The following is a 14330-nucleotide window of genomic DNA, read 5'->3' as shown; positions in this document are numbered from 1 at the left end:
GCAGGTCCAGGCTGTTCGGCATCTCAAGACTCAGGGCTGCGACTTCTCGCTCACTGTTATCACTGCGACATTGTCCTTGAGCCTGTCCCGAACTTTCTGGGCAATAAGGTCACGCACGGGGCTATAGCGGGTTTCGGCCAGTTTCGCCTGGTCGTAGCGCATGGACACAGAGCCTGGCACGTCCAGGGCTGTATGCAACTGGGCGAAGGGGTTGGGGCCGACGGCCTGATGGGATTGAAACTCGAAATACACACTGGTGAGTGAAGTCGCCGATTGCGCCAGGAGCACCAGCAAACGTGCATTTTTCGAGGGCGCTTCCGTGTCCTCCCGCTGTCCATCGATAGCGTTTTGCAGGTGTTTACGCAGTAAGCCGATGGCAGGCTCGGTCCCCGGCAAACCCGCGACCTGCTTCAAGGCTGCAGCAATGAGTTGTCCTGCGCTCATTTCACCCTTGCCCATCGCGCCGACGATCCAGTCGACCGCAGACTCCGCACTATCGCCGGTTATCCGCCATTTCTGCTGTGCTTTTGCATACCGCAGCCAGAAATCATCCAGCACTTGCAAATAAGCATCGTACCAATTGCGTTGCGGGTGTTTTTCAACTTCTTTGTTGGCAACCAGTTGCGCCAGCAATACAGAGTTGAGCATGTCTGTGCCGACGACACTTTTATCCGTGCCAGGAATAATAACGAGCGCACTGCCAACGACCAAAAAGGAAAATTTGTAATCCATTCAACCCCCGTACTATTGAAAGAGCGGCCGATACCTGGCCGCTCCGTCACGAATTAATCAGATTTCGTAATCTTCAATCTTCTTCTCGATATTCAAGCCCAGTTTAGTCTTGATCGCTTCGCGCGCCTGATTAGCGACCATATCGTTTTTGGCAAACATGGTTTCACCGCGATACAGTTTCGCATCACGAATATCTACATCCACGAACAGCACTTTGGTCGACGAGTTTCGACGCATGAAACGCACCGCGCCTACGGCCATGATCGCCTCGCCATTAACTTCAGTGCACGCACCGGTGGCGACACCGCCAATACCGTTTTCCAGCAGGTTTCGCTCATACGTGGTCAGCGCGGTATCGCGTTTCTGCAACGCGGAAATGGCATCCCCCGCGACCTTGAGCATCAGTGCACTGGTCGGGCCCGGCAGGGCGACACCGGCGACGACCGAGCCCAGGATCTCCAGTACCAACTTATCCATACGGACGCTGGTCCCGGAAACATTCAAATCACTGTAGAACTTGGTGACTGGCGTCCAACCGCAACTGGTCATCACTTCGCGGAACATCTCGTAATTTTCTTTACCCTGATGTTGCAACGGGTATTTCTTGTTTGCTACCAGGGAAGCGAACAGAAAGGCGTTCTGAGCATCCGAGCGATTTTCCGCACTGAGATTACCGGTGAACGTTACAACGGCTTCGCCCACAATAGACGCTTTGCTCGGCTCTTCAACAGGCGGTTGCGCCATTAGAAAGCCACGTGGACGGGAAACTTCCGGGGCATCAACTTCATACGCTTCTATATTCTTCAGGCAAGTAGCAACATAGCTGTCACGAATAGATTGGTTGTACATAATAAACTCCTTGTTAAATGATAAATCAAACTCATCATGAGCTTGTGGAACCCACTCTAACCAAGCTCTAAAAAACCAACAAACTGAAAGCTGTAACATTATCCTTAATCAACTTTCGCAACTAAGAAACCACACCCCAAATACACTGGAGCAGCGCAAGAACGAAGGTAAAAAAGACGCTTGAAACATATCCCACGGGCCACGTATCGACTGATAGACTCCGCCTCAACTCTCTTGCTGCGAGTTCCAACCATGCTCCACGTGTTATTCAGCGTTTACCTGAAGATGTTGGTGCTCTATAGCCCGTTCTTCGTATTGTCCTGCTTCATCAGCCTGACCCGCGGTTACTCACGCAAGGAGCAACGTCGCCTGGCCTGGAAAGTGGCCCTGGCGACCCTGATCTCGAGCGTCTTGCTGTACCTGTTCGGGCGAGTGATCTTCGACGTGTTCGGGATCACGGTGGATGCCTTTCGCATCGGCGCCGGCAGTGTGCTGTTCATCTCCGCGCTCGGCATGGCCCAGGGCAAATCCGTGGTGCAGACCGACAACGTGCAACAAGACGTGACCATCGTGCCGCTGACCATTCCCCTGACCGTCGGCCCCGGCACCATCGGTGCGCTGCTGGTGATGGGCGTCAGCCAGCCGCATTGGGATGACAAACTCACGGCCATCCTCAGCATTGCCATGGCCAGCCTCACCGTGGGCGTGGTGCTTTACCTGTCCAACCGTATCGAACGCATCCTCGGTGATCAGGGCTTGCAGATCGTCAGCCGCTTGATGGGCCTGTTCGTTTGCGCCCTGGCGGCACAAATCATCTTTACCGGGGTCAGGGGTTACCTGGTGCCCTGAATGCCACGTCTTGAAAAGTGACCGTGAAAAAAAACGCCGCAGGTTTGAATAACCTGCGGCGTTTTCATTTACACGGACTGCCGAAGCCCTGTCACTTCGGGTTTATCCGCCGGACCAGCGCCGCCAGCGAATCAACCTGACCGACGCTCAGCGCCCCGATCAATTGCTCCAGGCTCACGGTTCGTGTTTCACCCAGCACGTGCAGGCCCAGGCTTACCTGGCTGCGCGAGGCTGGATCAGCCGATTCCACCTCGCTCAGGACCAGGCTGTGGCCTGAGTCCGGATCGGTGAACAGCAACTGCCCGTCAACCTGATCCACGCGCCATAGATCCTGAGGACCGACGTCCATGATCAGGGTGGTGGACGGCCCAGCCGCACCGTCCGATGAACGCCCGGAGGCATCCAGCACCAGGCATTCCAGACGCTGCCAGACCGCAAGCGATACGCGACAACTCAGCGAATCCGAGCCCGTGCCCAGGACCAATTGTGTGACGCCATCAGGCAGCAGTGGCTCCAGGTCGGTGAAGCTGCCCTGCAGTCGCAGGGTCAGCACGTCACCCTCACGCCGGGCGAAGCTCGGCTGCACCCACACGACCTTGGATGAGTTGTAAGTCAGCTCAGTCGGCACTTCATGCACCAATGCCATGGTTTTGTTGCCGACACCCAGGTTGCGAACACCCAGCAATCGTATGTCAAGCTTGGAGCCACTCACGCCCACCACCTCATCAATGTCGCTCACATACCAGTCACGGCTGAAGCGATTGCCGATGGACACATTCGGGTGATGCGGGTGCTGGCTGACCAGCGTTTTCAGAGCAGCTCTTGCACGGTCGTGCCTCGGATCAAACGTTGTGGCATTGGCCCGGAGCCATTTCTCCGTGACACCGACGATGCGGGCTTGAAGACCGTATTGCAAATCAAGCTGAATGCCATCGCGGGTCACGCCCCTCAGGCCGCTGCCATGCAACTCGACCTCGGCAAACGTCCATTCTGACCACTCGCGCTGCGCGGCGGCCAACGGATGGCCTGATAGCAGGCGCGTGCCCTGGGCAAATGCCGCGCTCAGTTGTTCGTTATCCAGATAGGCTTGGCGATAAAGCTGGCCAGTCGTCGGTGCGAACAACCAGGCGTAGCGTTGGTCAGGGGTGTTCGCCAGGAAACGCAAGCCCTGGTCGCTCTGAGCATCGACCAACAGCAAACGCTTGTCCTGATACCAGCCGACCAGCGCGCTTCCCCGGGACGTGGTCAATCCCGTCACCTCGATGCCTGCCACCTGATACTGCTCGGCCAGCAATGCCAACTCGCTCAGCCAATTAGCCTGCTTTTCCAGCCACGTCAGGTTGACCCCGCAGAGTTCCACCGCCCCGGAGCCGCGTGCATCAAACATCAGGCCGGAGTCGGTCACCACCTGGTAGCTGCGCCCCTGTGCCGTCAAGCTCTTGATGCCGTCCAGCACTGTCTCGACGGTGATCCTGTCTCCCTCGCCTCGAGTGCCGCGTCGCAGCCGCCCGAGAGAAATGGTGTAGATCAGGAAGCTGTCGTGCTGATCCGTCTCTGGCATTAGCAACACAGCGTTATCAGCGACAGGGTCAGCACTGACAATCATCCAGTTGTCACGGATGCGCAACCAGGAGGTGTAGATCCGAGTCTTCAAGTGGGCCTGCAATGCGAGGTACAGCGGCGGTTGCCACTGTTTGACATCCGAAGCCATGTTCGGCGTGGCATCCGCATAAACATCGCTCAAGCTGAACAGCGCCAGGAAGTCATTCCAGGCATACCAGTACGGGTCCTCCTGATCTGCGTCGCTCACCATTGTCGATACGGCGCTCATATGGATCTGATCGCCCTGTACCAAATAGACCAGGTTATAGGACTGGCCGTTATTACCCGTCACCTGCTGCACAACTCGCACCGTCGACCCCGCACTCTCACAAGCGATCAGGGTCGAACCCGACTGAGGATTGAGCAGCCGGTAGCGACGGTTGACCAGCCCGGTGGATACATCGACGCGCCAGATGCTCGTGTGTTCACGATGATAGAAATACACGTGGTCGCCCACCACCGTGCCGAGCTGAAGTTCCTCGCGGACAGCGGCAGGCAGGTTGCGCGCGTACAGCGTCCGTTTTTTCGCTACGTCGTAGAAAGCCCGGGTTCGAACCGGTGCCGCCGGGTCACTGAAAGGCGCGGTGAAGTGTTGCAATGGCAGATAGGGGGTGGGGATTCGGTGATCATCACCCAGTTTGGCCAATTGTTCTCGCAAGGCTGCCAAGTCGGTCTTGTCGCTGATATTCAGTTGCGTCAGGACCAACTGGCGCTTCGCCCGATCGACCTGGAACACCTGACCGCCTTCAAGCAGCAGATAGATTTCGTTGCCCGCTTCGACCGTGACTTCAATGCCACCCACTTTCAGCGTCGAGTCACCCACAACCACGCTTCGTTCATTGACCCAGGCCGCGCCAATCATCCAACGCATCGCGCCAGAGCCTTTCAAGGTGGTCAGCTGCACGCTGGCAATGCCCGGGATGAGCGTGAGAGAGCATTGTCCGCCGACGCCTTCAATGTCATAGGAGACCAGGCCATGGCATTCAGCAAGAATTGGCCAGACGGACAACGAGGTGACGACTTTATCCAGGTGCACACTGATTTGCGTGGGTTCATAGACTGGCAATAGTTTGTAGACGATATATTCGAAAGGGGTCCAGGGAGTGAAGTAAAACTGGCGGTTGCCCCGACCATCGAACTCCAGCTCGCGTGCCTCGTCGAAGCCTTTGTCATGCCGGTTCACGGCACCAGGCAGCAACTGATACTCAAACCCGTAATGACGTTTGGGCGTGCTCGGCAGCACGACCCTGGTGATCACTTCATCACCGGGCTGGTCGGTATTAGGGTCAATGCCGCCATCAATCAAGGCAAAGTCGAGCAAGCCCCAATTATCCCGTAGATCAATCCCCCGGGACCTGTCGACCACATAGTCCGGCAAGCCTGGCCCGTTTCGCCGCGAGGGAAACAACTTATGCGTGTCGAACTGGATATTCCGACGGCGTAGTTCAATCGTGGTGGTCACGACCTCCGGCCTTGGCCACAACACGCCATTGAACACCAGGTGACCGCCATCCTCGTAGGCGGACTTCAACCTGTAGAAATACTTGCCGACGCTCTGCGACTTCAGAAGGATCGAGCTGTAGTTATTGACCAGGGCTGAAACGCCAAAACCGATTCCTGCCAATGGCACCGCGACTGCTCCGGCAAAAGCACCGGCGGTGCCGCCGACGGCCAGCCCACCCACTCCGAGTACCAGCCCCACCGAATCAAAAAACAGCTGAGTACCGATACGCGCGATTTGCGCGGGGTCATCGGCGTTGGCCAGTTCATAGATATCAAACCCGACGCTGGCAACGGCCAGCAGATGGCCGATGCCCTCACCAACGGCCCGGCCCAGCGCGCGACCGACCACACTGGACGTCGTGGCGGCGATCACCTTCTCGTTTCTCAAGGCCTCACGCACCAGCCGTATGACGCCGACCACATCACTGACAACGCCGTGAATCATTTGTGCGTAAACGACATAGCTGTGCAGCCGCACGGACAGCGCCAACGGCGCGTTATCGGCGCTCAATGCGCCCTCGCGCTGATGCAGTGCGAGCATCAGGGACTGGATCGCAAAACCGGCGTTCAGTGTATTGACCGGCGAAGCTTCGGCGGGTTGGCCCAGCGCCAGAAAACGTTCGCGCAGATAGGATTTGATCCGGATCAGGCGAGTGTCGGCCGTGGTGACACTCATCACCGTCTGCGAATTCTTGACGTTGACCATCGACACCGTGACTTGGCCGGCGGCGTTGGTTTGTGCGGTTTCGATCATTGGGATGAATTCACGACCCAGGCTGTTTTCCAGGCGCAGCCGGGAGGTCACTTCATCCAGTTGCCGGGCCCAGTTTTGGCCTTCCAGATCCGCCAGCCCCTGACCCAGACGGGCATTTTCCGACAGGGAGCGTGCGCGCAATGCCGCGTGATGCGCCCATGGCGTGACCGCCGTGTCGCCACTCAGTGGGGCATGTTCCAGCAATGCAGACACTGCAACATGCGACGGCAGCGACCTCTCGGCGATTCGCGAGCCATTGAGATCGAGCACATGGTAGGTCGCATCCACCGACGGGCTGATGCCGTACAGGCCACTGATGCCCGGATCGCCGAGAAACTGCTGGAGGCCGCGGCGCAGAGCTTGAGCCTCTGTAAAACCAAAGATGCCAAAGTTCGGGTCATAGAACCGGTAGCTGCTTGATGCTCCGTCGACCACTTTGGCGATCAGCATCGAGTGGTTGTCGGTATTGACCATCAATGTGCGGGTGCTGGCACTGTCTTCCAGCGTTCGCAGAAGCTGGTCCAGCCGCAACTGACCGGCCGGCGTACCGGTCTCGACCATCGCCACCGTCCGCAACTCATCCAGGGTGCGCAGAAACACGTGGCTATCGTTGGCATTCGGGTCCAGGTTCGCGTTGGCCACGCGAGCGATCATTGCGTCTACTGCCGACGCGTCCTTCGACAGCGCCGCCGCCAGGGTCAGCACCAGCGGATAGCAGTGCCGGCCGGGGTCGCCTTCTGCGCGAATCAAAAGCCCCTGCGGCATCATCTTGGCGGACGACGCGCCCGCCGCGACAAAACGTTCCAGCACGGAAGCACTGCGGTCCAGAACCTGGATGCGTAATTCGTGTTCGGTTTGCAGGCGGATCCGAGCGATGTGCTCGCCCCACGCGCGCACACTCAACGGTTGGGTAAAGGCCAGAGCCTTGAGGGTTTTGGCGTTTTGCGCCGAGACTTCGAAACGCGCTTGTCCTTCGGCGAAACCAGCGGCAAAAGCGGGACTGTTCTGGCTGAGCAACGCTTGCTCAATCGCGAGGTAGCGCTGCGCAAGACCGCGCTCGACGGTGTTCTGTGCCAGCTCGCGGCTGCGCTGCCAGGTGTCGGCAAACCCCGCATCGTCCAGGGTTTGGGCGCCGAACAAACCGCCGAGATACACCCGGTGCACCGGGCTCAGTTGGTTCAGCGGCAGTGAACCATGGGCGATACGGGCGAACAGTTCGTTAAAGTTGCCCAGCGGCTGAGCACCAATTGACGACGGCAGTTCGACCGGCGCTTGTGCGCGGATCCGCTGGCGCTCTTCGAAACTGACACGCAGCCGCCCTTGAAGGCGAACCTCGCCGGTCAATTTATCGGTCATGGCGCGGACGAAGGATTCACCCGATTCATCGACCCAGCGTTGCAATAACGGGGTATCCAGGACCGGACGCCCCTCGATCACCGGCCAGCCTTTTTCGAAGGTCAGGGCCTGGCCTTTGAGCAACTCGGCAAGGTCACCGGCGTAACGGGTTTTGTAGCGGCCGGCGGTCCATTTTTCCTGTTCTTGTTGCAGCCATTCCTGTGGATTGTCGTTGACTGACCAACCAGAAATTTTGTCTTCTTCGGTCAGATCGTTGAAACCTTCCTTCAGTTGCATGCCCACCCTGATGGTTGCAGCCCCGCTAGGCGAAAGGTGCATTTCGCCAAATTCTGCAAGACCGAGTACCGTCGCACCAGGGCCAGTCATCGCAACGGTTCCACGAGCTTCCGGCCGTATTCCATCCCGGTAATAAGCGCTGATTCCATCCGTCGCATTTTTGATTACGGTACTGGGATCACTAGACTGGAATGAACGTTGTGCATAGCGATCGCGCACGACATCAACAATAAGATCAGACGCTACCCGGGCATCTCCAAAATCAGTTCCCAGAGCTAACAGCCTTCGCTCGACTTCAAGCAAGCAGTCGTAGTGGAAACGGATCAATTGCAGCGTGTGCTGCACAGCTCCGCTCTTTGGGTGGGCGATGATGTGCGAATTCATATCACCGAACGTGGCACGCGCCAGGCGCATGCCGTCCACGGCGACTCGATTGTCTTTGGGTAAGACAAAAATGTCATGAACCGAGGGCTTACTTTCGGCAAACTTGCGCAGTGCCTCTTGATGCTCCACCGGGATGCTCCCGGTTCGATCCTCGTAGCGTTTAACATCGCGCCCCGGCAACAGCAGCGCATTGTGATTGAGCAGAAGTTGCAACACGCCTATTGCTGCCCCATCGCTAAACTTGCTGATATCGACACCGCCGATCGGCTTGATCAGCCCCGGCAAGTAATCCAGGTCGCTGTAGCGTCCACCTTCAATATCCACCGCCAGCAGGCGCACCACATCACTGGCCGCTGCAAAATTGCCACGCATCGCCACTTCACGCTGATAAACATCCCAGAGAAAGTGCGACTGGAACGTATCGCGAACATCGCGCAGGCGGGTGTTGTCATCAACCATGGCCAAGTGACTGTCCAGGCACTTTTGCCGGAAGGCCGTGAGCACATCCTTGTCTTTGCCATAAGCCCTGACCATCAAATCGATCCGCGCTTCATCGGCCTTGCCGGCCCATTGCGGCTGGGCGAGATGCTCAGCCATTTGCCACTTGAGCACCCGCGCCCGATCTTCGATCATCCCCGCCAGTTCAGCCGGCTTCGTTACCGTGGCGCCGCCCGCCTCCATGGCATGCACCCTGGCGCTCTCATGGATGACCCGATTCATCTCAAAGGCCAGCAATGCATCGCTGTCGTACCACAGGTTGAACCGATGCCCCTCGGGCACCATCACCTGGCGCCAGATGTTCATGTAATCCCGTTGAATGGCGCCGAACTCGCTGCCACCGACCCAGACAAAGTGCATGACCTTCGGCACTTCCGGTCGCGTACCGACCAACATGGTGACGGTGTTTTCGCAGCGCACCGCGTATTCCCTGACCGTGGCAATCAGCCTGGTCTGCTCCCCGGTCGTCGGTGTCTCGAGTTGCTTGATCAGCGACGTCAGGGTGTCTTCGAACAGCTTGACCGCCGTGAGTTCTTCGGACACATCCATGGCGCTAATGGAGGCCTGAAAATACCGTTCCAAGTGACTGAATTCGGGCATCGAAACAGCTTCGGCCAGTATCGACCTGACTTCAGCCATATCGATCCAGGCCGGCAGGGCCAGCGCATTCAAATTACGTTCTTCCATGACAACTTATCCATTGAATAAAAAATGGGACACGCGTGGGCACGTCGAAAAATGTTCACTCCTCGACATTCAACTTCGCATTGATTTTTCTTGGCAGTTATTAAATACGATCCATCAGACAAGCACACACCGCCACTTGCAACTGGAGTAACAAGTCACAATTGAAATCATCTGAAAAGTATTAAAATCAATAACCACAAACACACTGCACGGAACAAAACTAATAGTTCGCATAGAACTTTTCAAACCACAAACAAATTCATTTAATGTCTACACAACTTGAAACTTAGTGCCAGGCATACAAAAACCAGCCCGACATCACATCGTGCCAACTAATAAATGAACAAAAAAAACGCCTCCGAGTGGAGGCGTCGTGCATCAAGAGGTCGGCTTGTCGCCGTACCAGCGCGGCGTATACACCCACGCACCACCCTCGGCGCGAGGGAACACGCAGGTGGTGGACGAACCGATCAACACCATCGTGCGCATGTCCACTTGGTCCGGGGTCAACTGCCCCAGTGTCGTCACGCGCAATGTCTGGCCCGGCCGGCCAATGTCACGCCCCAGCACCACTGGCGTTTCGGCGGTGCGGTGCTGCGCGACGATCTCCAGCGCGCGGCCCAGCTGCCACGGACGTGAGCGGGAGATCGGGTTGTAGAAGGCCAGGGCCAGGTCGGCCTGGGAGGCCAGATCCAGTCGTTTCTCGATGATCGCCCACGGCTTGAGGTTGTCCGACAGCGACATCACGCAGAAGTCATGGCCCAGTGGCGCACCCGCCTGAGCGGCGGTGGCCAGGGACGCGGAAACGCCGGGCAGGATTTCCAGATCGACGTTGTGCCAGTTGGCATCGCTGGATTCGTGCAAGGCTTCGAGCACCGCCGCAGCCATGGCGAACACGCCCGGATCACCCGACGACACCACCACCACCGAACGCCCCTGGGCCGCGAGTTCGAAGGCGTGGCGAGCACGCTGCATCTCTTCGCGGTTGTCGGTGCAGTGCATCACTTGATCGGCGCGGAACGGCCCGGCCATGCGCACGTAGGTTTCGTAACCCAGGATGTCATGGGCCCGGGCCAGTTCGGCCTTGACCGCCGGCACCATCAATTCGGCGGCGCCGGGGCCGAGGCCGATCACGGCGAGACGACCACGCGGGCGGCCGAGCAGCAGTGGGTCGAGGGGTTCGGCGGCGACGGCGATGGCCATCGAGTCATTGATTTCAATCGACGTCAGCAGCGACGGCACTGCACTGCGGGCCAGCTCAAGCACGCTGCCGGGCCGGGCACTGAATCGCAGCGGCACACCCAATTCCAGCGCCGCTTCGCGCAGGGCCGGGTTGGCCATCTCGCGTTCATCGGCCAACAAACAGGCCAGCGATTGCAGCGCAATATTCGCGTCATGCAATGCCGCTCGAAGGGTTTCAGCCGTCCCCGCCGTCAACGCCACCAGCACGTTGCGCGGATAGATCAGCAGTTCATTGGCACTCGGCTCACGCTCGGCATGCCCGACATGAATCGCCAATCGCGCCTGCTGATCCTCCGGCAACTGCGCCGCGGCCAGCCACGGCGCCGGGCCTTCGATGCGCACCGATTCACCCGCGAGCAAATCCGAAACGAAGCGCTTGCCCAGCTCCAGATCGCCCAAGGCATAACCAGCGGGCGGGTTGAGCAGGCAGGTGCCAAAGCGCAATTCACCGCTGGTGGTGATCGCGGCGGCGACGTCCAACGCGGCGGCGATTTCCCGCGCCAAGACATTCACCCCTCCCAGGCCACCGAGCAGCGGCACCACGGCGCTGCCGTCTTCGGCCACCGCGAGCACTGGCGGTTCGGCGCCTTTTTCCAGGAGCAACGGCGCCAGGGTGCGGATGACAATGCCGGCCGCGCACAGGGCGATGATCGGCGTGTCTTGCTGATAGAGTTCGCGCAGGGTCGCGCCAAATTCCTGATAGTCGCGGTCGGCGCCTTCAACCCGCCCGGCAAGTCCGTGAATCAAAGCGTCCGGGTAGCGCTGCTGAATCCGCCGCGCCGTGGCGAGGCTGCCATTGCCGAGGATGACAATGGCCGGAGCAGGACGGCCCATCACCCTTGCCACCGTTCGCCGGGGACGATGATCAGCGAGAAGTAGGGCGAGGACATCGGCTCGACTGCATCCAGCGGCACGATTTTCTGGTTGGCCATGGTCGCGCGTTCGACGTACAGCGCACGCCCGGCCAGACCGAGTTCTTCAAGCACCTGGCGCACTTTGGGGAAGTTGCGCCCCAGCTTCATGATCACCGCCGCGTCCGCATCCGCCAAACGTCGCTTGAGTTCGTCATGGGGCAGCACGCCGGACAGCACCGACAAACTCTGATTGCGATACACCAGCGGCGCGCCCAATACCGAAGCACCGCCAAGCATCGAGCACACACCCGGCACCACTTCAGCCACATAACGTTCGGCCAAACGATCGTGCAGGTACATGTAGGAACCGTAGAAGAACGGATCGCCTTCGCAGATCACAGCCACGTCGCGCCCGGCGTCCAAATGTTGCGCCAACTGCTCGGCGGCGGTGTCGTAGAAATCGCTGATCACTTGTTCATAGGACAGCGGCGCCGGCAGCGCTTCGGTGGTCACCGGGTACACCAGCGGCAACAGGTTTTGCGCATCGACAAGGTGCGCTTCGATGATGCCGAACGCATTGCCCTTTTTGCCCTTGGCGACGAAGTACGCCACCACCGGCGATTCGCGCAGCAGTCGCAGGGCTTTGACGGTAATCAGTTCCGGGTCACCGGGGCCCACGCCCAGGCCGATCAAGCGTCCAGGCTGCTGCATCATTCGATCTCCGTGGCGAGCGCGTTGACGGCGGCGGCGGCCATGGCGCTACCGCCGAGCCGGCCTTGCATGATGACGAACGGCACGCCGCGACTGTCCGCCGCCAGCGCGGCTTTCGATTCGGCGGCGCCGACGAAGCCCACCGGGAAGCCGAGGATCAGCGCCGGTTTCGGGGCGCCGGCGTCGAGCATTTCCAGCAAATAAAACAACGCGGTCGGCGCGTTGCCGATCACCACCACGCTGCCTTCCAGGTGCGGGCGCCACAGTTCCAGCGCGGCGGCGGAACGGGTGTTGCCCAACTCACGGGCCAGCTCCGGCACGCTGTCGTCGCGCAGGGTGCAGATCACTTGATTGTTGGCGGGCAGGCGCGTGCGGGTCACGCCTTCGGACACCATCCGCGCGTCGCACAGAATCTGCGCGCCGGCGGCCAGGGCATCGCGCCCGGCCTTGCCGGCACCTTCGGAGAATTGCAGACCGTCGATGGCGTCGACCATGCCGCAGGCGTGGATCACCCGCACCGCGAGTTTTTCCAGGTCGGCCGGGATGCGCGAGAGGTTGGCCTCGGCACGAATGATCGCGAAGGAGTTGCGATAGATCTCCTGACCGTCGCGGATGTAATCAAGCATCAAGGGGGCTCCGTGAGCGGGCGTCGAGCAAGGTCGCGACCGCTTCAATAGTAAGGTTGCGTGCGTGCAGCGCGCCGAAACCGGGCTGTGCTGCATCGCGAAAATAGAGGTCGTAGTGACCGGGAGAAACCGCCAGCAAGGTGAACGGCGCAACGTGCGCGGCGGCGCAGGAACGCGGGCAGCCGGACAGGTGCACATTGAGGATCTGGTCGTGACGTTGCAGCAGCGCCGCCAGTTGCAGGGCATCGCTTTTGGTGTCGGACACACCTTTGCCGCAACCGGCGGAACCGGTGCAGGCAATCACATGGGTCAGGGCGTCGTCGGCCGAGCAGCGCAGGCCGAGGTTTTCCAGGCTGTGGATAACTTCAGCGGCGTCGTCTTCGTGGATAGTGGGCAGCAGCAGGCTTTGCCATGGCGTGAAACGTAGGGTGCCGTCGCCCTTCTCGCGAGCCAGTTGTGCCGCGCCACGGAGCATGGCGGGATCGAGCCGGCCCAACGTGGGCACCGCGCCGATATAGACGCGACCGGCCTCGCGCTGTGGATGCGCGCCGATGTGCAGGACGCCAGAAACGGTGCGCGGCACACTGGCGATGGACAGCAGCGGCACACGTTCGGCCAGTTGCGCGACAAACCCGGCCAGCGGGTACTCGGCCAACAGATGACGCAGGCGGGTCAGCTCGGGGCGCGCCAGGTCGAGGAACCGCTCCAGCACCGCGATCACCAAGGCATGACCGTGTTCCAGCCGCACCGCGCCCAGGGCTACGTCCGTCGGGCAGCCGGCCAGGCCGAACGCCAACAGACACTCGCCATTCTGTTCAACGGCACTCAGCCACAGGTCATGGTGATGTTCGAGCATCGCTAAGGCTTCGCCGCCATCGAGTTGCACGGCGAACTTGGCGCTCAACCCGTGGAAACGCTCATGGCTTTGCAGGCTGGTGAGGATCTGCTCGGCCAACGGGCGCGTGTCGAACAGCATCTGCCGATCAATCCCGGCGCTCGGGCTGAGCATCAGGTTGCGCACATCGTCGCCCGCCGCCGTGCGTGGCCCCAACCCGGCGGCCAGCAGGCTGTCGATCAATGCCGTCTCTTCGCGGCCAATCCCGCGAATCTGCAGGTTGGCGCGGTTGGTCGCCTCGATCACGCCGCCGGCGTAACGCTCGGCGGCATCGGCCACGGCGTCAGCCTGGGCTGCGCTGATCGAGCCGCCATTCAACTTGATCCGGCAGATACCGCCATCCAGCGCCTGGACAATACGCAGCAACCCCGGGCAAGCCGAGGGGCGTAAGGCGGTGGACATCGGACGGACGTTCAAGGGATGGTTGGCTGCGCGGTGATGGGCGAAAGGTCGCCATTATGCCTGCTTTGCCCGAGCGCATGAAAATGCCTGCCGACCGATCGAGGGTAAAA

Annotated in this window: 9 protein-coding genes; 2 read left to right on the top strand and 7 right to left on the bottom strand. The window is 59.8% G+C overall.

What is annotated here, in order from left to right:
- Positions 1-30: 30 nt before the first annotated feature.
- Together ACY4LX_RS04535 and ACY4LX_RS04530 are read right to left on the bottom strand one after the other, a co-directional pair.
- Positions 31-732 carry a hypothetical protein gene (locus ACY4LX_RS04535; protein ID WP_463259283.1) on the bottom strand — a complete coding sequence of 234 codons (702 nt, stop codon included), beginning with the start codon at positions 730-732 and terminating at the stop codon, positions 31-33.
- Between the two features lie 57 nt (positions 733-789).
- Entirely contained in the window at positions 790-1581 is a 792-nt protein-coding gene (locus ACY4LX_RS04530) for a hypothetical protein (RefSeq protein WP_149660663.1), read from the bottom strand.
- A gap of 252 nt (positions 1582-1833) precedes the next feature.
- Here ACY4LX_RS04530 and ACY4LX_RS04525 point away from each other — a divergent pair, with 252 nt between their 5' ends.
- Entirely contained in the window at positions 1834-2430 is a 597-nt protein-coding gene (locus ACY4LX_RS04525) for a MarC family protein (RefSeq protein WP_149660662.1), read from the top strand.
- A gap of 91 nt (positions 2431-2521) precedes the next feature.
- Here the strand turns inward: ACY4LX_RS04525 and ACY4LX_RS04520 are convergent, their stop codons facing one another.
- Positions 2522-9109, bottom strand: coding sequence for a TcdA/TcdB pore-forming domain-containing protein (locus tag ACY4LX_RS04520; protein ID WP_463259282.1), 6588 nt, complete (start codon positions 9107-9109; stop codon positions 2522-2524).
- A 13-nt stretch (positions 9110-9122) separates the two neighbouring features.
- On the opposite strand from ACY4LX_RS04520, the gene ACY4LX_RS04515 reads away from it, so the two are divergent.
- A complete protein-coding gene (locus ACY4LX_RS04515; RefSeq protein WP_463259281.1) occupies positions 9123-9371 on the top strand; it encodes a hypothetical protein in 249 nt (82 codons plus the stop codon).
- A gap of 497 nt (positions 9372-9868) precedes the next feature.
- Here ACY4LX_RS04515 and cobJ read toward each other — a convergent pair whose 3' ends face one another.
- From cobJ to cobG, 4 genes are read right to left on the bottom strand one after another with little or no spacing between them, the layout of a single operon-like run.
- Entirely contained in the window at positions 9869-11566 is a 1698-nt protein-coding gene (gene cobJ, locus ACY4LX_RS04510; protein WP_463259280.1) for a precorrin-3B C(17)-methyltransferase, read from the bottom strand.
- Entirely contained in the window at positions 11566-12297 is a 732-nt protein-coding gene (locus ACY4LX_RS04505) for a precorrin-2 C(20)-methyltransferase (RefSeq protein ID WP_149660738.1), read from the bottom strand. Before ACY4LX_RS04505 ends, cobJ begins: the two co-directional genes overlap by 1 nt.
- Entirely contained in the window at positions 12297-12923 is a 627-nt protein-coding gene (locus tag ACY4LX_RS04500) for a precorrin-8X methylmutase (RefSeq protein ID WP_463259279.1), read from the bottom strand. Before ACY4LX_RS04500 ends, ACY4LX_RS04505 begins: the two co-directional genes overlap by 1 nt.
- On the bottom strand, positions 12916-14220 hold the full coding sequence (cobG, locus tag ACY4LX_RS04495) for a precorrin-3B synthase (protein WP_463259278.1): 1305 nt from the start codon (positions 14218-14220) through the stop codon (positions 12916-12918). Before cobG ends, ACY4LX_RS04500 begins: the two co-directional genes overlap by 8 nt.
- Between the last annotated feature and the right edge of the window lie 110 nt (positions 14221-14330).

This window comes from Pseudomonas sp. Emmai, assembly GCF_055179735.1.
The sequence above is the reverse complement of the archived record's forward strand: the minus strand, read 5'-3'. Positions and strand labels throughout refer to the sequence as shown.